The sequence below is a fragment of the Kitasatospora sp. NBC_00070 genome (assembly GCF_045041205.1).
Classification (GTDB): Bacteria; Actinomycetota; Actinomycetes; order Streptomycetales; family Streptomycetaceae; genus Kitasatospora.
Window position 1 is genome coordinate 1,171,514 of record NZ_CP108247.1, and the last position, 19,922, is coordinate 1,191,435.

At 72.6% G+C, this 19,922-nt stretch carries 22 protein-coding genes; 8 read left to right on the forward strand and 14 right to left on the reverse strand.

What is annotated here, in order from left to right; all coding sequences use genetic code 11:
• Positions 1–19 precede the first annotated feature (19 nt).
• Positions 20–910, forward strand: coding sequence for a PaaX family transcriptional regulator C-terminal domain-containing protein (locus OHV05_RS05470; protein WP_405016604.1), 891 nt, complete (start codon positions 20–22; stop codon positions 908–910).
• Between the two features lie 17 nt (positions 911–927).
• On the opposite strand, the gene OHV05_RS05475 is transcribed toward OHV05_RS05470, so the two are convergent.
• Both OHV05_RS05475 and OHV05_RS05480 read right to left on the reverse strand, forming a co-directional pair.
• Positions 928–1,545, reverse strand: a complete 618-nt coding sequence (locus tag OHV05_RS05475) for an HAD family hydrolase (RefSeq protein ID WP_405016605.1) — start codon at positions 1,543–1,545, stop codon at positions 928–930.
• Positions 1,546–1,573: 28 nt separating this feature from the next.
• A complete protein-coding gene (locus OHV05_RS05480) occupies positions 1,574–2,809 on the reverse strand; it encodes an MFS transporter (protein ID WP_405016606.1) in 1,236 nt (411 codons plus the stop codon).
• A gap of 90 nt (positions 2,810–2,899) precedes the next feature.
• Between OHV05_RS05480 and OHV05_RS05485 the strand changes: the two genes are divergently transcribed.
• The gene (locus OHV05_RS05485; protein WP_405016607.1) at positions 2,900–3,661 is read left to right on the forward strand and encodes a DeoR/GlpR family DNA-binding transcription regulator; all 762 of its coding nucleotides are present in this window, start codon (positions 2,900–2,902) and stop codon (positions 3,659–3,661) included.
• An 11-nt stretch (positions 3,662–3,672) separates the two neighbouring features.
• Here OHV05_RS05485 and OHV05_RS05490 read toward each other — a convergent pair whose 3' ends face one another.
• The 3 genes from OHV05_RS05490 to OHV05_RS05500 all read right to left on the reverse strand — a co-directional run bounded on the left by OHV05_RS05490 (position 3,673) and on the right by OHV05_RS05500 (position 5,603).
• Complete coding sequence (locus tag OHV05_RS05490) at positions 3,673–4,071, reverse strand: ATP-binding protein (RefSeq protein ID WP_405016608.1); 399 nt, start codon at positions 4,069–4,071, stop codon at positions 3,673–3,675.
• A gap of 36 nt (positions 4,072–4,107) precedes the next feature.
• Positions 4,108–4,974 carry a SigB/SigF/SigG family RNA polymerase sigma factor gene (locus OHV05_RS05495; protein WP_405016609.1) on the reverse strand — a complete coding sequence of 289 codons (867 nt, stop codon included), beginning with the start codon at positions 4,972–4,974 and terminating at the stop codon, positions 4,108–4,110.
• 299 nt (positions 4,975–5,273) lie between these two features.
• The gene (locus tag OHV05_RS05500; RefSeq protein WP_405016610.1) at positions 5,274–5,603 is read right to left on the reverse strand and encodes a hypothetical protein; all 330 of its coding nucleotides are present in this window, start codon (positions 5,601–5,603) and stop codon (positions 5,274–5,276) included.
• A 182-nt stretch (positions 5,604–5,785) separates the two neighbouring features.
• Between OHV05_RS05500 and OHV05_RS05505 the strand changes: the two genes are divergently transcribed.
• Positions 5,786–6,292 (forward strand): DUF6328 family protein, encoded by a 507-nt coding sequence (locus OHV05_RS05505; RefSeq protein ID WP_405016611.1) that lies wholly within the window; start codon positions 5,786–5,788, stop codon positions 6,290–6,292.
• Between the two features lie 38 nt (positions 6,293–6,330).
• Here OHV05_RS05505 and OHV05_RS05510 read toward each other — a convergent pair whose 3' ends face one another.
• The 4 genes from OHV05_RS05510 to OHV05_RS05525 all read right to left on the reverse strand — a co-directional run bounded on the left by OHV05_RS05510 (position 6,331) and on the right by OHV05_RS05525 (position 8,140).
• Positions 6,331–6,504, reverse strand: a complete 174-nt coding sequence (locus OHV05_RS05510; protein ID WP_405016612.1) for a DUF6479 family protein — start codon at positions 6,502–6,504, stop codon at positions 6,331–6,333.
• 37 nt (positions 6,505–6,541) lie between these two features.
• Entirely contained in the window at positions 6,542–6,772 is a 231-nt protein-coding gene (locus OHV05_RS05515; protein WP_405016613.1) for a hypothetical protein, read from the reverse strand.
• A gap of 71 nt (positions 6,773–6,843) precedes the next feature.
• Positions 6,844–7,713 (reverse strand): SDR family NAD(P)-dependent oxidoreductase, encoded by an 870-nt coding sequence (locus tag OHV05_RS05520; protein WP_405016614.1) that lies wholly within the window; start codon positions 7,711–7,713, stop codon positions 6,844–6,846.
• Positions 7,714–7,825: 112 nt separating this feature from the next.
• On the reverse strand, positions 7,826–8,140 hold the full coding sequence (locus OHV05_RS05525) for a hypothetical protein (RefSeq protein ID WP_405016615.1): 315 nt from the start codon (positions 8,138–8,140) through the stop codon (positions 7,826–7,828).
• Positions 8,141–8,321: 181 nt separating this feature from the next.
• Here OHV05_RS05525 and OHV05_RS05530 point away from each other — a divergent pair, with 181 nt between their 5' ends.
• The 3 genes from OHV05_RS05530 (at position 8,322) to OHV05_RS05540 (ending at position 12,557) form a co-directional block, all read left to right on the forward strand.
• A complete protein-coding gene (locus tag OHV05_RS05530; protein WP_405016616.1) occupies positions 8,322–9,923 on the forward strand; it encodes an alpha/beta fold hydrolase in 1,602 nt (533 codons plus the stop codon).
• A 191-nt stretch (positions 9,924–10,114) separates the two neighbouring features.
• Entirely contained in the window at positions 10,115–11,647 is a 1,533-nt protein-coding gene (locus OHV05_RS05535) for a CehA/McbA family metallohydrolase (protein ID WP_405016617.1), read from the forward strand.
• A 67-nt stretch (positions 11,648–11,714) separates the two neighbouring features.
• Entirely contained in the window at positions 11,715–12,557 is an 843-nt protein-coding gene (locus tag OHV05_RS05540) for a hypothetical protein (RefSeq protein ID WP_405016618.1), read from the forward strand.
• A gap of 13 nt (positions 12,558–12,570) precedes the next feature.
• On the opposite strand, the gene OHV05_RS05545 is transcribed toward OHV05_RS05540, so the two are convergent.
• On the reverse strand, positions 12,571–13,428 hold the full coding sequence (locus OHV05_RS05545) for an immunity 49 family protein (RefSeq protein ID WP_405016619.1): 858 nt from the start codon (positions 13,426–13,428) through the stop codon (positions 12,571–12,573).
• Positions 13,429–13,441: 13 nt separating this feature from the next.
• The gene (locus OHV05_RS05550; protein ID WP_405016620.1) at positions 13,442–16,060 is read right to left on the reverse strand and encodes a toxin glutamine deamidase domain-containing protein; all 2,619 of its coding nucleotides are present in this window, start codon (positions 16,058–16,060) and stop codon (positions 13,442–13,444) included.
• 118 nt (positions 16,061–16,178) lie between these two features.
• Here OHV05_RS05550 and OHV05_RS05555 point away from each other — a divergent pair, with 118 nt between their 5' ends.
• Entirely contained in the window at positions 16,179–17,009 is an 831-nt protein-coding gene (locus OHV05_RS05555; RefSeq protein ID WP_405016621.1) for a hypothetical protein, read from the forward strand.
• 345 nt (positions 17,010–17,354) lie between these two features.
• On the forward strand, positions 17,355–17,588 hold the full coding sequence (locus OHV05_RS05560; RefSeq protein WP_405016622.1) for a hypothetical protein: 234 nt from the start codon (positions 17,355–17,357) through the stop codon (positions 17,586–17,588).
• 233 nt (positions 17,589–17,821) lie between these two features.
• Here the strand turns inward: OHV05_RS05560 and OHV05_RS05565 are convergent, their stop codons facing one another.
• The 3 genes from OHV05_RS05565 to OHV05_RS05575 all read right to left on the reverse strand — a co-directional run bounded on the left by OHV05_RS05565 (position 17,822) and on the right by OHV05_RS05575 (position 19,895).
• Complete coding sequence (locus OHV05_RS05565) at positions 17,822–18,205, reverse strand: hypothetical protein (protein WP_405016623.1); 384 nt, start codon at positions 18,203–18,205, stop codon at positions 17,822–17,824.
• 66 nt (positions 18,206–18,271) lie between these two features.
• A protein-coding gene (locus OHV05_RS05570) for an IS5 family transposase (protein ID WP_405016624.1) occupies positions 18,272–19,088 on the reverse strand; the annotation gives its coding sequence in 2 pieces (ribosomal slippage) (positions 18,272–18,733 and positions 18,735–19,088; 816 coding nt in all).
• A 150-nt stretch (positions 19,089–19,238) separates the two neighbouring features.
• Positions 19,239–19,895 carry a dienelactone hydrolase family protein gene (locus OHV05_RS05575; RefSeq protein WP_405021397.1) on the reverse strand — a complete coding sequence of 219 codons (657 nt, stop codon included), beginning with the start codon at positions 19,893–19,895 and terminating at the stop codon, positions 19,239–19,241.
• Between the last annotated feature and the right edge of the window lie 27 nt (positions 19,896–19,922).

A 19,922-nucleotide genomic window follows, 5' to 3' on the forward strand; every position in this document is an offset into this window, starting at 1 on the left:
CTCGGCGATACTGAACGGGATGAGCGAGACGAAGAGCGCCCGGCCCCCGGCAGCCGCCCGCCGTTCCCGGACCCTGCTGGTGAGCTTCCTCGGCGCGGTCGTCCGCCCCATGGGCAACTGGATGCCGATCGCGGGCGCGGTGGAACTCCTGGCCCAGTCGGGCCTCGACGCCGCCGGCGTCCGGACGGCGGTGTTCCGGCTCAAGAAGCGCGGCTGGCTGGAGTCGCAGACCCGCTCCGGCCTGCGCGGCTACGCCCTGACCCCCGCCGCGCTGGAGGCGCTCGCGGCCGGTGACGAGGTGATCTGGCACGCGCGGCAGCCGGCCGATCTCGGCGACGGCTGGTGCCTGGTGAACTTCTCCGTGCCGGAGTCCGCCCGTGCGGTGCGCCACCAGCTGACCGCACACCTGACCTCGCTCGGCTTCGGCAACATCGGCTCGGCGGTGTGGATAGCCCCCGCGCGGATGCTCCCGGCCGCTCGGCGCGCCATCGACGAACTGGATCTCACCGAGCAGTGCGCCGTCTTCGTCGGCGACTATCTCGGGGGGCAGCAGCTCACCACCATGGTCCGCAACGGCTGGGACCTCGCCGGGATCGACCGGCGCTACCGCGAGTTCATCGAGGAGTACGCAGGAGAGGGCGACCGCCTCGCGGCCGACTCCGCTGTCGACGGCAAGCACGCCTTCGTCACCTACCTCTCGGTGGTCGACCACTGGCGCAAGCTGCCGTTCCGCGACCCCGGGCTCCCGCCCGAGGTACTGACCGAGGACTGGAGCGGCCCCGCCGCCGTCCGCCTCTTCGAGCGGTTGGTCGCCGAGCTGGACGGCCCGGCACTCGCCCACGCCGCCCACTACTGGTCCGCCCAGCCGAGGCCGACCGCCACCGAAGGCGGCGGCACTGCACCGAAGTGACGTGACGTCAGGCTGGGTCAGCGGGCCGGCAGCCAGGCGTGGAGGGTTGCTGCCAGTTCGTCGTGTCCGGTGAAGGCGTGTCCGTTCATGCCGACGGCCTGGGCGGCCCGCACGTTCTCCTCGCGGTCGTCGACGAAGAGGAAGTCGGCGGGGGCCGCGTGCAGGGCGGCGATGCAGTGACGGAAGGCCGCCGGGTCCGGCTTGGCGGCGTGGATCTTCCCGGAGAAGGCGACGTGGTCGAGGTGGTGCAGCCAGGGCTGGGCGGCGAGGAAGGCGTCTGCGTGGTCGGCGGGGATGTTGGAGAGCAGGGCGACCTCGGCGACCTCCCGCAGGGACCGCACGTAGGCGACCATCTGGTCGTCGACGCGTGACCAGCTGTCGATGTCGGCCAGCCGGATCTTCTCGATGAGGTCGGGGCGAGCGGGGAGGGACAGCTGGTGCAGGACGGCCGTCCAGTACTGGGCTGCGGAGAACCGTCCGGCGTCGTACGGTCGGCGGCAGGCCCAGTAGGCGGCGGCGAACGGTTCGGTGGGGGCGCCGCCCAGGGCGGCCATCTCGCCCAAGGCGCCGGGGCGTTGGTGGCGGGCGATGACGCCGAAGAGGTCGAACAGCACGATGGGGCGGTCGGTGGACATGGCGAGGGCTCCTTCTGCCGACGGCGGGTCAGGAGCGGGAGCCGGTGCCGGGCCCGGCCGGTGTCCGCTCCTTGGTGGCGGGTGACGCTGCGACCGTCTCGGTTCGATGCGTGCGGTCGGGCCCGGTGCGCAGGACGCGCGCAGCGACGGCGGTGGTCGCGCACAGCAGGGTCAGCAGGACGAAGGTGTGGTTCAGGGCGACCAGGTGGGCCAGCCAGCCGATGACGGCGGGGCCGGCGAGCATGCCGACGTAGCCGAGCCCCGCGACGCGGGAGACGTTGGCGCCGGCGGCGGCCGGGTCGGCGTGCCCGGCCGCGCTGAACAGCTGCGGGACGCAGCCCGACAGGCCCAGGCCGAACAGTGCCCAGCCGGCGAACGCCGTCAACAGCCACGGGCCGAGCGCCACGAGCGTGCTGCCGACGGCGGCCGTGGCGGCGCCGTACCGCAGGATCGCCATCGAGCCGAACCGGGAGGCGAGGCGGTCGGCGAGCAGCCGGCCGACGGTCATGGCCGCCGCGAAGGTGCCGTACGCGTAGGCGGCCGTGCCGGCCGAGGCACCGAGGACGTCCCTCAGGTGCAGGGCGCTCCAGTCGTTGGCGGCGCCCTCGCACAGCATGACCATCAGCGCCAGGACCGCGAGGAGCCGGACCTGCCCCGTGGCGCTGCGGCGCGGGGCCTCCGGTGCCGCCCCGGAGGTGTCGGCGGGGGCGGTCGGCAGGAGGGCGCGCGCCGAGGCCAGGGCGATCACGATGCCCACTGCCCCCATGGCGGCCATGCCCGCGGCCGGGTTCAGGCCGGCGCTCGCGGCACCCGCTCCGGCGAGCGCGGCCAGGACGCCGCCGACCGAGAACGTGGCATGGAAGCCCGACATCACAGGTCGGCCGTACGCCTTCTCCACGTGCACGGCGTGGGCGTTCATGCCCACGTCCAGGCAGCCGTTGCAGAAGCCGAAGAGCAGCAGGGCACCCGCCAGCGTCCACGGCTCCCGGGCGAGGCCGGGCAGCACCAGGGTCGCGCCGCACAGGACGCCGCCGGCGGGGATCACCACGCGGGCACCGAGGCGGTCGGTCAGGCGACCGGCCACCCGCATCCCGGCGAAGGCCCCGAGCCCGAGCAGCACCAGCAGGCCGCCCAGCGCCGAGTGGCTGATGCCCACACGATCCTCGACGGCGGGGATCTGGACCACCCAGGTGCCCATCAGGGTGCCGCACAGGACGAAGTAGACGTAGGTCGCCACGCGGGCGGTCCGGAGTGAGCGTTCCATGCCGCCCACCATAACGAACATGATGCGTGTTTGAAAACAGCAGTAATGAACAGAGTCAATGTTCATTTACCGATAGTGTTCAATCGCGGTATGAGCAACGCAGACCGGCACGGGACGATCGCGAAGGCCGTCAGGGACTCGGGCGGCGCCACGGTCCAAGAGCTCGCGGAGCTGACCGGCGCCTCGGAGATGACCATCCGGCGCGACCTCGACACGCTGGCCGCCCAGGGCGTCCTCGAACGCGTCCGCGGCGGCGCCCGCACCCTGCTGCTCCGGGGCGAGGAACCGCCGTTCGCACTGCGCGCGCACGAGGCGGTCGACGCCAAGCGCCGGATCGCGGCCGAGATCTCGCTGCTCATCGCCGACGGCGAGAGCGTCCTGCTGGACAGCGGCACCACCTGCCTGGAGGTCGCCCGCCTGCTGCGCGAGCGGCCCGTCACCGTGATGCCACTGTCCCTGCAGGCCATCCACCTGATCGGCGAGACACCCGGGCCGGCCACGCTGGTGGTGCCCGGCGGGCAGCCCCGCGCCACCGAGGGAGCCCTCACCGGCCCGCTCACCCTCGCCTCGCTGGCGGCCCTGCGCTTCGACACCGCCGTCATCGGCTGCTGCGGGCTGAGCGCGGCCGACGGCCTGACCGCGTACGACCTCGACGACGCCGCCGTGAAGAAGGCGGGCATCGCCGCTGCCCGCCGCACCATCGTCGCCTCGGACGGCGGCAAGCTCGGCCGCACCGCCTTCGCCTACGTCGGCCCCGCCACGCTCCTGCACACCCTCGTCACCGACACCACAGCTCCCGCCGACGAGGTCTCCGCGCTGGAGGCCGCCGGCACCGTCGTCAGAACGGCCTGAGCGGCGAGCCGTCAGCGGTCGGGCACGGTGGTGGTGACCATCTTCCCGGCGCCGGTCCGCAAGACGTGCACGCCCTGCCCGAGCGCCGTCACCACCGTCAGCCCGAGGCGCGGCGGGCCGGGCCCGGCAGGTGTCCGGTGCAGTCGGGGGCTGCTGTCCTCGACGGCCACGGCCACGGTGTCCCCGGGCGACACCACCACGGTGAGCCGGCACGGTCCCGGTGCGTGCCGGCAGGCGTTGCCGACCAGCTCGGCGACCACCAGCTCGACGTCCTCGCGGGTGTGCGCGCTCAGCCTGCCCTCGCCCCGGTCGGCGAGCTCGCGCAGAAAGCCGGCGGTCGCCGACCGCGCCGCGCGTACCGAACCTGGCCGGCCGTCCAGTTCGACCTGTAGCGAAGGGGGCTGGCGCACGCTCCCACCTCCCGGTACGCACTTCCGTCCCGGCGCCTACCCGGAACCGGCCGGCTCATTCGGTTCGTCGGCCAGCCGCTCGCGCAGGCCGGTCAGGATGCCGGACAGCAGGCGCGACACGTGCATCTGGGAGACCCCGATCCGTTCGGCGATCTCCGCCTGGGTGCAGTCGCCCCAGAACCGCAGGGCGAGCACCGTCCGCTCGCGTTCCGACAGTTCCCGGATCAGCGGCCGGACCGCCTCCTTGAACTCGGTCAGGTCGAACTCCCGGTCGTACACGCCGAGTCGGTCGACCAGGCTGCGGCCGTTCGGGTCGTCCTGGTCCTGCCGCAGCGCGTCCAGCGAGTTGGCCCGGTAGGCGCAGCCCACCGCGAGTCCGGTGACCACCTCGGCCGGGTCGAGGCCGAGCTCCTCGGCGATCTCGTCCGGCGTCGGCAGCCGGCCGAGCGTCTGCTCCAGCCGGTCCGAGCAGTGCACCACCCGGAGATAGAGCTCCTGCAGGCTGCGCGGCACCCGGAGCGGCCAACTGGTGTCCCGGAAGTACCGCTTGATCTCGCCGGTGATGGTCGGGATCGCGTAGGTGGCGAACTCCACGCCGCGCCGGTGGTCGTAGCCGTCCACGGCCTTGATCAGGCCGACCGTCCCGACCTGGAGGATGTCCTCCGGGTCGGCCGACCCGTGCCGGAAGCCGCCGGCCACGAACCGCACCAGCGGCATGTTGAGCTCGATGACGGTGCCGCGCACGTAGCTGTACGCGGCCGACTCGCGTTCCAGAGCCGCCAGCCGGGCGAACAGCGCGTCGCTGAGGGCGCGGGCCCGGGTCTTGCCCATGGCCCGCATCTCCTGGCGGCTGGGCCGCCGCAGTTCGACGGACGGCGTGGTGATGGTGTCGGAAGTGCCCATGGAGGTCATCTCCCCGGACGTCCCGCGCGCCGCCCGTCCGGTCGGGTCGGGACGACCCGCCGACCCGGCGGGCGACACGCACCGATCGGTGGGTGGGAGACCGCCGCGCCCGCTGCTCCGGGCTGCGCTGCTCCCGGCACGATGACCGTGCGTGAGGTGCCGACGGCACACCGACCGCCGGACGGAGCCGGGCCGCGCCCGAACACCCCGCTCCGTTCTCGTCCCCCGTCCGGGCCCCGTTAAACCGCACCCGGGAGACCTCACCCCCAGCTCAGCGGCACTGCACGGACCGTCCGGGCTCACTCCCCGCGCCGCCGTGCCACCAGCCGTCGGAGCGGACGGGCGACCACCAGCAGCAGCGTCACCGTCGCCACCGCCCCGACCGGCGCGAGCACCCGCACCGTCCCGAGCTGCGCGCCGATCAGGAGCAGCACGACCGAGGCCGCCGCCAACACGGTCAGCACCGAGCCGGGGATCCGGCTGACGGTCCGAAGCAGGCGGTCCGGCCAGCGCAGCCGGCCCCGGTGCATCGTGCTCAGCTCGCGGGCCAGCCGGGTGTCGGCCGCCAGCACGGTCTCGATCTCCGCCAGGATCCGCCGCTCCTGCCAGGACAGTGCAGGGCCGTCCATCCCAGTCACCTCCGCACTGCCGGGACGTGTCCGTCCGCTGTTCCCTCAGCTCACGTCTGGCGCGTGGCACGGGTCCTAAACCTGGCTCCGGCCACCGGCGGTTTACCTTCGCCACGCCCCGGGCAGCCGCATCGACGAGCCGTGTACCGGCGCCCGCCGCACCGCACCTCCCGGAGGCCCGCATGTCGGAGCAACCGAAGCCCCAGGACTCCGGCCGGGACGAGACGGCCGAGGAGCGGGCCGACCGCCGGTGGGGCGATCTGCTCCAGGAGGTGCGGATCGCCCAGACCGGGGCGCAGATCATGTTCGGTTTCCTGCTCACGGTCGCCTTCACCGAACGGTTCGCCGGGCTCGACGGTCTCGAACGGACCCTGTACGTCACGGTGGTGACGCTCGGCGCGTTCGCGGTCGGCACCCTGATCGCCCCGGTCTCTTACCACCGGCTGCTCGCCGGGGAGCACGTCAAACCCCGGATGGTCACGGCCGTCGCCCACCTGGTCGCGCTCGGGCTCGTGCTGCTCGCCCTGACCATCTCCGCGGCGCTGCTGCTGCTCCTGCGGGTCGCGGGCCTGGGCTGGGGCGCCTGGGCCGTCGCCGGGGGCGTCCTGCTCTGGTTCGGGATCTGCTGGGTGCTGTTCCCCGCCACCGTGCTGCGCCGGGGGCGGGAGGACGGACGTCCCGCCCGCTGAGCCGGGCCGGACGCGTCGTCGGGGTCGGGGTCGGGGCGTCAGAGCCGGTCACGTCGGCGGTGCATGCCGGTCGGCGGCGGCTCCCGGTCCTTGCGGCGCTGGCCGAGCACGAAGGCCAGGATGATGACCACCACCAGCACCGCCCCGGCCACCACCAGCCAGACCGCGCCGAGGCCCGCTTCGGCCAGTTGCGTCTGTACTGCGAGATCCATTGGCATCATGCCTCGCGCCTGTCCGCGCCGCCCCGTTTCAAACCCGGTGCCCACCGGGTCCACCGTCCTCGACGGGGCCGAGCACCAGGTGGCCGTCCTCGGCGGTGACCGCGACCAGGACGGTGTGGTCGTCCGGGAAGCGCAGGGTGAACACCGGGTCGACCAGCAGCAGGAAGTCGAAGCCCTCCCGGGCCCGGTCCGACCGGTCCGGGTCCGGCACCGCGACGCCCCGCCAGCCGTCGCCGGCCGCCGAGACGGTCAGGCTCACCCGGAAACTACCCAGGCAGGTCAGGGGGTTGGACCACCACTCGAGCGTCGCGGGGCCCTGGTATCTGTGCATCAGGGGCGGGCGGCGCCGGGCGTGGCCGCACCGCCACCGTCGCGGGGTTCGATCCGGAAGTCGAAGGCGAAGGTGCCCGGGTCGAGCGCGGTCACCCCGCCGTCGACCGCCAGCACGGCGCCGTTGACCAGGCTGGCGGCCGGCGAGAGCAGCCAGCCGATCGCCTCGGCGACCTCCGCCGGCTCTCCCGCCCGCCGGACCGGGCTGAGCCGGGTGGCCTCCTGGTACGCCGCGTCGAGACCGTCCGGGGCGCCGGGCCCGTCCGGGCCGCCCAGCCCGGCCCGCTCGGCCAGCCGGGTCATCGGCCGGTCGGCCATCTCGGTCCTGACCCAGCTCGGGCAGACCACGTTGGCCCGCAGCCCCCGGTGGCCGTAGTCGACGGCGAGCGAGCGGCAGAGCTGGAGCAGCGCGGCCTTCGAGGTCGCGTACGCGGCGTTGCCGGACCCGTTCCGCAGCGCGGAGACCGAGGCGACGCCGACCACCGCGCCCGCGCCGGACGCCAGCAGGTGCGGCAGGGCGGCCCGGAGCAGCAGGAACGGGCCGGTGACGTTGGTCCGCATCACCTCGTCCCAGTCCGCCGGGGAGAGGTCGCCGACGGCGCCGGGCCGCCCGATCCCGGCGTTGACCACCAGCCCGTCGAGCCGCCCGAACCGGGACACCGCCGTCTCCACCAGCGCCGCCACCTGGTCGGGGTCGGTGGTGTCCGAGGGGTGCGCCACGGCGCCGGTCCGCTCGGCGAGCAGGTGCAGCGGCTCGGGTCGCCGCCCGGAGACGATCACCTGGTGCCCGGAGGCGCGCAGCAGGCGGGCGGTGGCCGCACCGATCCCGCTGCCGCCGCCGGTGACTATGACAACTCGCTGGTCGGCCATGGGTGTTCCCTCTCCGGTGCCGGGGCTGCGCGGATGGAATGATCATAAGCGCACAGCCCGTCACCCCCGCCCTGACCAGCCGTCACGCTCCGCTCGGGTGCACCCCGGCCGGTCAGTCCGTCTCGGCGGCGATCTCCAACGCCAGCACCTGGAGGATCTGCTCGGTCGTCACCTCGGGATCGGTCTCCTCGTAGCCGTCCGCGACCGCCTCGAAGGCCAGCACGAACCCCGTGATCAGGGCGCTCAGCGGCTTCGACAGCTGCCCCAGCACGGCCCGGCCGATCTCGTTGGCGTCCGCCTCGGCGGGCACCATGAAGTAGTCCGGGACCACCTCACCGAGCAGTTCCGAGGCGTAGTCCGTGCCGACTCCGCCGCGCAGGGCGGTGAGCGCGGCAATGGCCTTGAGCTTGATCTCGTTCTCGGTCATGCAGCGAGGGTAGGAGAACTTCCCGCCGCCGGGCCGCCGGGTGCGGGCCGACCCGCCGACGGGCCGTCAACCACCGGGTCGGGCGCACCTGTTGCCCGAAATCCATAGCTCATCCGGGGTCTTCCCCTGTTGATCAGGACCTGTCAGTCTGGGCGGGTTTTGCAGCGACAGAGGAGGCCCCTTGCAACGCGTACGCATATCGACCCTCGCGGTGGCGCTCACCAGCGCGTTCGTCCTGCTCGCCGGCACCGTAGCCACGGCGACCGCGGCCCCGGCGGAGAGTTCCGCCGCGAAGGTCGCGCCGGTCACCTGGACCCCGTGCAACCCGGACCCGTCCAAACCCGATCCGCTGATCTACGACTGTGCCGTGTACCCCGTCCCGCTGGACTACGCGAAGCCGAACGGCGAGACGGTCGGCATCGCGATGATGCGGCGCCGGGCCGGTGACCCGGCCAAGCGGATCGGCTCGCTCTTCATCAACCCCGGTGGCCCCGGCGGCAGTGGCTACCTGTGGGCCACCACCACCCGGTTCGAGCCCCGGGTGATGGACAGCTTCGACCTGGTCGGCTTCGACCCCCGCGGTGTCGCCCGGAGCAACCCGCTCCGGTGCTTCGGCACCGACGAGGAGGCGAACGGGGTCTTCGACCGGATGACCGGGGTGCCGGTCACCCAGGCGGAGATCACCGGCACGCTGGCCGCCACCAAGGACTACACCGACGCCTGCGGACGCAACGCCGGCGCGCTGCTCAAGCACATGTCCACCCAGAACGTGGTGCGCGACCTGGACCGGATGCGCCAGGCCGTCGGCGACGCCAAGCTCAACTTCGTCGGGTTCTCCTACGGCACCCTGATCGGCGCCACCTACGCCAACATGTACCCGACCAAGACCCGCGCGCTGATCGTCGACGGCAACGTCGACCCCCAGCTCCGGCTGGCCGACGGCCTGGAGTACGACCGCCACCGGGCCAACGGGTTCGAGATCTCGCTGGACGCCTTCCTGTCGCACTGCAAGGCGGCCGGCACGCCCCGGTGCGCCTTCGCCGACGGTGACCCCCGGGCCAGGTTCGACGCGATCCGCGACCACCTGCGCACCGACCCGGTCACCCTGCCGGACGGCTCCACGGTCACCCTGAGCACCTTCACCAGCCAGGTCGCCAACGCCCTGTACTCGCAGAGCCGGCAGGCTCCGCTGGCGAAGTCCCTGCAGGCCCTCGACCAGGCGATCAACGCCCAGCCGTCGGTCGCCGCCCGGTCCGCCGCCCCGAACGAGGCGAGCGCGCTGGCCGTGCTCGTGCCGACCGCGCTCCGGGAGGCCCTGCCCGAGACCCCGTACAGCAGCGACGACTCGTACTACGGCGTGAACTGCCAGGACAAGCCGTACCCGTCGAACCCGAAGCTGTTCCCGCTGATCGCGCGGGCCTGGGAGCTCGGCGCGCCGACCTTCGGCCGCTACCAGGCCTTCGACGGCCCCGCCTGCTCGACCTGGCCCGCCCCGGCCCGTCAGGTGGAGCGGTACACCGGCCCGTGGAACAAGCGGACCGCGAACCCGGTGATGGTGATCGGCAACCTCTACGACCCGGCCACCCAGTACAAGTTCGCCCAGAGCATGCAGCGCGAGCTCGGCAACGCCGTGCTGGTCAGCGTCGACCTGGTGGAGCACTGCGCGATCGGCAAGAGCAAGGCGCTGAACGCCCAGGTCACCTCGTACCTGGTCGACCTGGTCGCTCCCAAGCCCGGCCAGCTCCTCAAGCCGGACGTCGACGCGTTCCCGGTCGTGGCCTGACGATCCCCCCGGTCCCGGACCGGTAGCGACACCAACGGCGGGCGTGTGGTCGGCAGTTCACCGACCGCACGCCCGCTCCGCCGTTCCCGCACCTCGGATCGTCTTCCGGTGGTGGTCCCCGGCTCACCGGGGGTTCACCCGCCCGGGTAGGGATGCCTGCGGCGGGTCTCGGGTCTACGGAGGAGTGGCTGATGGACGGCATCGGGCGACGGGATGTGCTGCGGGCGGGCGCGGTGGCGGGGGTGGCCGGCGTGGCCCTCGGCGCCGGGACGGCGGGGGTCGGGCAGGCAGCGGAGGCCGAGCGGACGGTGGTGCTGACCGGCAGGCTGGCGACCGGGGCAGCGGACTTCGTCCACCTCCCGGTCGACGTCCCGCCCGGGGTCAGGGAGTTGGCGGTCAGGTACGAGTACGACCGGCCGCCGGTGCCGGCCGGGACGCCGGGGAACTCCTGTGACATCGGTATCTTCGACGAGCGCGGCACCGAGCTCGGCGGCCCCGGCTTCCGGGGCTGGTCGGGCGGCTTCCGGACCGAGTTCGCGATCAGCCGGGAGCAGGCCACCCCCGGCTACCTGCCCGGGGCCGTCCGGCCCGGGCGCTGGCACGTGGTGCTGGGTCCGTACCAGGTGGCACCGCAGGGGCTGGCCTACCGGGTCGAGGTGACGTTCCGGTTCGGCGCGCCGGGGCCGGCCTTCGTGCCGGCCTACCCGGCGGAGCGGGCCCGTGGGCGCGGCCGGGCCTGGTATCGGGGCGACTGCCACCTGCACACCGTGCACTCGGACGGCCGCCGGCTGCCCGAGGAGGTCGCGGCGGGCGCCCGGGCTGCGGGCCTGGACTTCATCGTCTCCACCGAGCACAACACCTCCTCCGCGCACGGCGTCTGGGGCCCGCTGGCCGGCCCCGACCTGCTGGTGATCCCCGGCGAGGAGGTGACCACCCGCAACGGCCACTGGCTGGCGCTCGGCGTCGAGCCCGGCCAGTGGGTGGACTGGCGGTACCGGGCCAGGGACGAGGCGCACCAGCGGTTCACCCGTCAGGTCCGCGCCCACGGCGGGCTGGTGGTGCCCGCGCACCCGTACTGCCCGTACGTCGCCTGCCAGTGGAAGTTCGGCTATGAGGACGCCGACGCCGTGGAGGTGTGGAACGGCCCCTGGACGTACGACGACGAGTCCGCCCTCGACACCTGGGACGCCCGGCTGGCCGAGGCTGTCCGGCACGGGCGGCGCTGGCTGCCCGCGATCGGCAACAGCGACGCGCACAGCAGCCCGCAACCGATCGGCGCCCCGCACACCGTGGTGCTGGCCGAGGACCTGACCCGGGATCACATCCTGGCCGGACTGCGGGCCGGCCGCAGCTGGATCGCCGGTACGACCGCCGTCCGGCTGGAGCTCACCGCCACCGGCCACGGGCGGCAGGCCGGGATCGGCGAGCGCCTCGCCCTCCCCGCCGACGCCCCCGTGGACGTCCGGCTGACCGTGGCCGGGGTGCCGAACGGGACCGCCCGCCTGCTCACCGACGAAGGCCAGCTCCGCCAGGAGACCCTGCCCGCCTCCGGCGAGACCACCCTCACCTGGCGCACCACCGCCTCGCTGGCCGCCTACGTCCGCGCCGAGGTCCGCCTCCCGAAGGCCGACGGCACCCCGGGCAAGGGCAACAGCATGGGGCCCGACCTGCCCTGGGGTCCGATGGCCGCGCTCACCAACCCGGTCTTCCTGGAACGGAGTTGACACCCTTCCGGCCCAGCCCGCCGAAATGAGCTGGCCGGCCGCCCCCGGTGCCGGTCATCCTGTCCTCATGGGAGACCGAGCCAACATCGTCGTGGTCCGCGACCACGGCCCGCACGAGCTGTACCGGACCGGCTGGGCCGTCGGGCTCGACCTCGACCTGCTGGACGGGCCGGCCGCCGTGCTCGCGATGCTCCCCGAACTCCGCCGGGACGGCTGGTGGTTGGACGACGACACGGCCCAGGGCGGGATCCTGCTCGACCTCGGCCGGCAGGTGCTGCTGTTCTTCGCCTGGGAGGGCCCGAGCACCGAACTCCGGCACCGCACGGCCACCTTCGAGCTGATCCGGGCCGCCTGGCCGGGCTGGGAGGTCCGCTGGCTGTACGACGGCGCGGCCGAACTGCGCGGGTACGTCGGGCTGGAGCCGGAGTACGTCCGCTGTCGCGACTCCGCTCTCGCGGTGGCCCCGTTCCTGGCCCCCGGGGACGAGGACCTGGCCGGCCCGGACCCGGGCGGTGTGCTGGTCACGGTCGGCGACCGGCACTGCCACGTGGCCTCCGACTCCTTCGACCACCCGGTCCGCGAGGGCATCTCCCTGCTCGACCGGCTGGCGGACGCACCCGGGCACCAGGTGTGCCGGCTGCACGTGAACGCCGGCCTCCACCTGGACCCCGAACGCCGCCGCCTGGGCTGGTGGTCCCTGCCCAACTCCCCGCAGGCGTACGGGACACCGGAGCTGTGGCCGGGCTGGACGGTGCGGTTCTGGCAGGACGACTGGCAGCGGCACGTCCGGGCCGCCGGCGGCCGCTTCTCCCCCACGCCCTTCGACCCCGGGGCGGACGCCAGGGCCGCCGTGCTCGCCGAAGCCGGGGAACGCCGGGGTCGGCGGGCTCGCCACCGGCAGGCCCGCTGACCGATCGGACGGCTCAGGTCTGGTACTCGCCGAACCAGCTGCGGCGCAGCAGGTGCTTGGGCAGGTACCCGGACTCGACCGCCACCGGGACGTCGTTGTCGTACGCCAGGCAGGCGATGCCGAGCAGGGGCAGCGAGACGAAGCCGTCCGGATCCCCCGCGCGCTCCTCGTCCGCCGACCAGAACTCCCGGTGCAGCTCCAGCCCTTGCAGCAGCGCCGCGTCGAACTTCTCCTGGTCCCGCCGCAGGAACTGGTAGAACGCGGCCAGCGGCGGATACAGCAGCTTGAGCAGCACCTCGCGGTCCGCGACCCGGGCGACGTCCGGGTCCGTACCGTCGATCGCCGCGAGCAGTTTCTCCGTCAGGTCCGGCGTGCGGCGCCAGTACGCCTGCAACGCCTCGACCCACGCGTAGACGTACTCGTCGAACACCGCGCCCGACCCGCGCAGCACGTCCACCGGCACCGCGCTCAGCATGTCCAGCCGCGTGCGCTCCCGGCAGATGACGGCCAGCCAGAACGCATCGAGCCACGCACCGGCGTCCGTGTAGAACTTCGGCCCGGTCGCCGGGATCTGCCGCGCCTCGCGCCCGATCCGGCACTCGACCGACCCGTCGGCGGTCGCGGCCGCGAAGATGCCCGAACTCGCCTGCATCGCCCGCACGTAGGCGTTCCAGGTACCGAGCTCCTCGGCCTCCGGGTCCAGCACACCGAGCTTCCGGGCCAGGATCAGCGCGGTGTCCACCGCGCTGCTGAGGTGCCACGCCGTCAGCGGCTCCACCGCGAGCTCCTCGTCGAGGACCTCGGCGAGCACCCCGACCGCCTTCGCGAGGTTGCCGCTCTCCACTACATGGCGAGCCACAGTCGTCGTCATTCGCACTACCCCCCTAGGGCTCGATGTCGATGTCGAACTGCTTCATCTTGTAGCCATCGTACTGGCCGTCCTTGACCTTGGCCTGAACCAGGACATAGTCGAGCTTTCCGCTCGCCCAGGCCGCTTCGAGCTCCTTGGCGAGGCGCAGCTCGGTCCCGTCGTCGTCCTTGCGCTTCTTCATCTGGTTGATGATCGCCTTGAAGTACTCCGGGTGTCCCTGCATCACCTGACGCCCGTCCAGGGCCTTCCGGTCGCCCAGTCCGGCGGTCGGCGCCTTCGCCTCGACCACCACGAAGCCCCCGTCCTCCCGACGCCAGATCTGGTCGAACCGGTTGTTGCCGTCCTTCCGGTCGTCGATCCGTTCGGCATCGGGATAGGTCGCCGGAATGGCGTGGAACTCGGCCGCGCGGTCGCCCAGTTCCTCGCCCGCCTTACCCATCTCGTGGTGCGGGGCCTTGTGCTCCTGGTGCAGCCTGTCGTACTCGGCCTTCGCGTCCGGATCATTGGGGTTCTGCTCGTGCCTCTCCTTCGCCTCCTTCAGCGCGTCCTCGGCCGCCCGGTCCGCCGCCAGCGCCTGTTCACGACGCTCGATCGACCCCTCGATGCTGCGCATCCGCTCGCGATCGGCCGGCGAGGCCGAGAGGTCGACGGCGTCGCCCTTGTAGTCCTCGGCGAGCGGCGGCGGCGCGTCCTGGGCCGCGATCCACTTCCCGGGATTGTCCGCGTCGCCGTCGACCCACCGGAGTTGCGGGATCTCGTGCCCGTTCTCGTCCTTCATCCCGATCCGGATGCGGTGGCCGTCGACGTTGTAGTGCTTCTTCAGCCACTCCCCGTCCGCCTCGTTGGCCCGCTCGACCTGCTTCCGGACCCGCTCCCGATCCGCGTCGGCGGCACTCGGGTCGTCTGCTCCGGCGAGTTCTTCGGGGGCGTGGCGGTCGTGTTCGGGGTTGTGGTCGGGGTCGGTGTGGTGGGTGGGGGTGGTGGGGTTGCGGTCGGGGTCGAGGGGGATGGCGAAGACGCCGTTGTCGCCGTTGTGGAGGGGTTGGTTGCTGTGTTGGCCGGTCTGGGCGTCGATGTAGGTGATGGTGCCGTTGTGGTTGACGGCGTTCCAGGCGTGGGAGCGGCCGTCGTTGTCAGTGGTGATGATGACGGCCTGGGAGCCGTGGCCGTTGTGGCGGAGGGTGTCCTCGATGCGGTGGAACGCCTGGGGGCCGTCGCCCATGTCGTTGAATTTGGTGCCGAGGGCGTTCTCGATGCGGTCGCGGCCGTTGCGTTCGCCGCGGTCGGTGGGGTTGCCGTCGGTGTCGTGGTCGGGGGTGCGGGCGCCGGCGGGGGTGGGGTGGCCGTCGAAGGTGTCGACGGTGGCCAGGGCGGTGTCGACGCAGTTGTTGTTGCGGCCGGGGGCGGTGGGGTCGTCGCCGTTGATGGCGCCGGGCCAGTTGCCGTCGTTGGGGTCGGGGTGGCGGACGGGTGTGCCGTCGGGGTTGTGCGGGGTGGCGTCGTTGACCCGCTGGTGATCGCGTTCGGTGGGGTCGAGGATGCCGCCGGGGCTGCCGGTGGGGCGGTCGGCGGTGGCGGGGCGGTGCGGTTCCCTGCCCGGGGTGTCGTCGGGCCGTGCGTGGTCGGGGCCGTCGGGGTCCAGGCGGGAGCCGATGTCGGGACGGGTGTCGTCCGGGCGGGCCGGGTCCGGGCGGGTGGCCTCGGGGCGGTTCGGGTCCAGGCGCGTACCGATGTCGGGGCGCGTCGCGTCGGGGCGGGCCGGGTCCGGGCGGGTGCCGTCGGGGCGGTTCGGGTCCAGGCGGGAGCCGATGTCGGGGCGCGTCGCGTCGGGGCGGGCCGCGTCGGGACGGGTGGGGTTCGCTCCGGTCGGGTTCAGGCGGGAGCCGAGGTCGGGGCGGGTGGTGTCGGGGCGGGCCGCGTCCGGGCGGGTGGGGTTCGCGGTGGTGGGGTTCAGGCGGGAGCCGAGGTCGGGGCGGGTGGTGTCGGGGCGGGTGGGGTTCGCTCCGGTGGGGTTGAGGCGTGCGGGGATGTCCGACCGGGGGGTGGTGGTGTAGGCGGTGCGTGGGTCGGGTCGGTTGGTGGGGTTGCGGTCGGCGGTGGGGCGCGGGCCCAGGGTGGGGCCGTCGTGGTCGGGGCGGCGTTGTGGCTGGACCGGTCCGGTGGTGGGGGTGGGTGGTGCGGTGGGCCGGTTGGTGGTGGTGGCCGGGTTGGAGGTGGTGGGGGTGCCCGCGTGCGGGACACCACCGGGCGCCGGGGCCGGGGTGGTGGGGGTGGTGTCGGGGGTGGGTTGCGGGGTGGGTCGGTGGTCGGGGCCGGCCTGGGGCGCGGTGGCGGTGGCCCCGCCGGCGGTGTTCAGACGCGGAGCGCTGGTCGGGGTGCCGTCCGTGCCATCCGTGCCGGTGCCGGTGGGGTCGGCGTAGGCGGTACGGGGGTCGACCCGGGTGGGGGCCGGTTCCGGTGACCCGTGGTCAGGGGTCGGGGTGTGGGCGGGAGTCCGCGCCTCCGGCGTCGCGGCCGTGGCGGGCTGGGGTGCGGCGTCCGGACGGGTCGGGGTCGGGGTGTTCTCGTGCCGGGGCGCGGGAATGTCCGCCTGCGCGGGGGTGTGACTGGGCGTCGGCTCACTGGGACGCACCGGGCCGTAGCTGGGACGACTGTCGTCACCACGCGGCGGCGGCGTGTGCTCAGCCGCAACCGGACGAGACCCAGGATCGTGATCCGGGGTCCGCGACGGACCCTCCGGGGACGACGAGATGGGACGGGCACCCGTATCGCCGTCCGGCGTACGCGACGGCGTGCCGTCCGGCCGGGCACCGCTGTCGCCGTCCGGAGTACGGGAGGGCGTGCTGTCGGGGCGGGTGCTGGCGTCGTGGTCCGGTGTGCGGGAGGGCGTGCTGTCGGGGCGGGTGCCGGTGTCGTGGTCGGGCGTACGGGAGGGCGTGCTGTCCGGCCGGGTACCGCTGTCGTGGTCCGGTGTGCGGGAGGGCGTGCTGTCGGGGCGGGTGCTGGTGTCGTGGTCGGGGGTGCGGGAGGACTGCTGCGAGTCCGGTCCCGAACGGCCCTCCGGGGACGGGGTGCTGGTGCGGCCGCCGTCGTCGGTACGGCCCGGCGTCGCACCGTCGCCTGCGGGATGCCGGCCCGAACCCGTATCCCCCGACGGCGTGTTCGCCTCCGCACCCACCCGCGTCCCGAACGGGTCCAACGGCGCCGAACCCCGGTCGCTGGACGTCGGCGACGGACCCGGCTGCGTCGAACGCGGCGCCTCGCTCGAACCGGACCCATCACGGCCCGACGAACTGTCCGGCGACGAGCTGGGCGTCCGGCCCGGCGAACTGTCCGGCGACGAGCTGGGCGTATGCGAGGACGGACTGTTACCCGACGAGGGACCGCTGCCGGACGGACTGCCGTTGCTGGAGGAGGGTGTGCTGCCCGACGGGCTGCTGCTCGGGGAGGGTGTGCTGCCCGACGGTGACCTGTCGCCGCTGTTCGGCGCGTCACCACCACCACTGCTGTTGCTGTTGCCGGAGGAGTCCGCGTTGCCACCCCCGTGCCCCGCCGCACTGTCCAACCCACTACGCGCATGACCACCAGCGCGCGAACCCACCCCGTCCCGCAACGCCTCCGTGAACGTCTGACCCGAGTTCTTGACCGCCGTCTTGAACTCCTCCGCCCCCGCCTTACCGGTCCGCCCCAGATCAAAACCGTCCTGCGCACCGAAACCCTGGTTCACCGTCTGCGCGATCAGATCACTGATCATCGCCTGCACAGCCGAAACCACCGGCTCCTTCAACGTCTCCAGGATCGCCTCCACCAACGCATCCCGAAGCTCCTTCAACAACCGACGAACAATCATCTTCGTCGCCTGCACCGCCCCCGCGGCACCCAACTCCGACAACCCCAACGTGAACGGCGCAGCCGCCTGAGCAGCGATGATCTCCACCGCCAACACCACCAACTGCGCGATCACCGCGATCTTGCACGCAATCACGATCATCGCCGCAGCATCGAACGCCGCAGCGATCAACCGCGACGCCGTCGCCGCATCCGCCAAATACCCGTCACTACCACCCGCGGAAAACTTCTCCCACGCCTTACCGAACGCCTCGATCGAATCACCCGAATTCGCCGAACGCACATTGTTCGCCGCACCCGCCGCCCGATAATGCAACTCATCGACCGTATCCGCGAAATCCCGCCACACCTGCGCGGACTCCATGAGCTTGTCCTCGTCCGCCTTCGGCCAATCAAAGCCGAGCATCTCCAGAACCCACTCAACACTGTCCGGCAACATCAGCGACACTTCGCCAAACCCCCCGTAACAAAAACCACATCACAACAACACGACACGACACCCACAACAAACCCAGAACACGCCAAACAGAAAACCGACCCGGCCTCAGACCACCTGCGGCCGGAACAACGCGTCCACCCGACCCCCGACCATCCCCTGCGAACCCTCCAACGCCCGGAACGACCCATCCGCCGCCGACTCGTTCGCCTCGTGACCCGCCGCCATCCCCTGCAACTTCTGCCCGATCTCCCCGATCCGCGTCCCCAAAGAAGCCATCGACTCCTTCATCCCATCCCGCAGACCCTCATACACCACACCGAACTTCTCACCCAGATCATCATCACCCCACGGCGGAGTATCACCCTTCTCCAGGGCCTCCAACTTCGCCGACAAATCCTTCACCGCAGCCGAGAAATCATCACCGACCGCCACCAAACTCAACCCCTCAGCCCGAAGACCGACCGGATCAACCACAATCTGCTGCGACATCAACGCCCCCTGCTGCGAACCGGACTGTCTCCGCTCGGCATCCCCGGCGCCAACTGAGACCGTGTCTCATGTGGATATCTTGGCGAGCTTCTTGTAGCAGGTCAGGGCTGCCGCGAGGCCGAGGAAGGCGGCGAAGTGGGAGCCCTCTCGCTCGTATCTGACGGTCAGTCTGCGATAGCCGAAGAGCCAGGCGATGCTGCGTTCGATCTTCCATCGGTGGCGGCCGAGCCGCTCCGAGCTGTCGACTCCCGGGCGGGCGATGCGGGGTGTGATGCCGCGCTGACGCAGCCAGGCGAGGGTGTCGGCGGAGTAGTAGGCCTTGTCGCCGCGAAGCCTGTCCGGGCGTCGCCGACGAGGTCCGCGGCGTGACCTCACCGCCGGCAGGCCACGAACCAGGGGCTTGAGTGCCTGGCTGTCATGGACGTTGGCACCGGAGACGCCGACGGCCAGCGGCAGGCCCCGGGCGTCGGTGAGGACATGGAGTTTGCTGCCCTTCTTGCCCCGATCGACCGGATTGCGCCCGGTCAGCGTGCCCCTTTTTCGCGCGGACCGAGGCGGCATCGATGATCGTCGACGTCCAGTCCACCTCACCACGCACCCCTAGCTCGTCCAACACCGCACGGTGCAGCCGTACCCACACCCCGGCCTTCGACCATGCGGCGAACCGCCTGTGCGCGGTGGCCGGCGAAACGCCGAACGTCGGCGGCAGATGCCGCCAGGCACACCCGGACGTCAGAACGTAGACCACGGCCGTGAACACCGCCCGGTCCTCCAGCCCCGCCGTCCCACCACCTTGACGGCGGGACGCGAACGACGGGATCAACGGCGCCGCCAGCCTCCACAGGCCATCCGGCACCAGCCGATGAGACAGATCAACCACCATGAGCCCCATCATGCCGCAGATCGTCCAACCCCCACATGAGACACGCTCTGAATGAGCAGCAACAGCATTGCCCATCAGATCATAGGAGTTTGCGGGTCGGCAGCCCCTGGAGCGTATCGACCTTGCAACAGGTGCAGGGACAGGGCCCGTTCACCTCACCGGCTCTCCCCCCGGCGGCGGGTCGAGGAACCAGGCCCGCGCGGCGTCCGCCGCCGCCTCCAGGGTGCCCGGCTCCTCGAACAGGTGGGTGGCACCGGGGATCACCTGCACCCGGTGAGGCACCGTCAACTGCGCGGCGGCGGCCCGGTTCAACCGCAGCACGTCCCGGTCGTGGCCACCGACCAGCAGCAGCACCGGCGCCCGGACCAGCCCGATTGCGTCGCCGGCCAGGTCCGGGCGTCCGCCGCGCGAGACCACGGTCCGGACCTGGCGGGGCCGTTCGGCCGCCGCCCGCAGGGCCGCTGCGGCGCCTGTGCTGGCGCCGAAGAGTCCGAGGGGCAGGCCGGTGGTGCCGGGCCGGGCGGTCAGCCAGTCGACGGCTGCGACCAGACGGGCGGTCAGCAGGTCGATGTCGAAGCGGTGTTCGCGGGTGCGGGCGTCCACCGCCTCTTCCGGCGCGGTGAGCAGATCCAGCAGGAGGGTGCCCAGGCCCGCCTCCTGGAGGGTGGCCGCGACCGCCCGGTTGCGCGGGCTGTGCCGCGAGCTCCCGCTCCCGTGCGCGAACAGCACCATCCCTCGGGCCGCGACGGGCACCGCCAGGTCACCGGCCAACGCCGACCGGCCTACGGGGACGTGCACCCGCTGCACCTGCACGGCAGCCTCCACCGGCCCAAC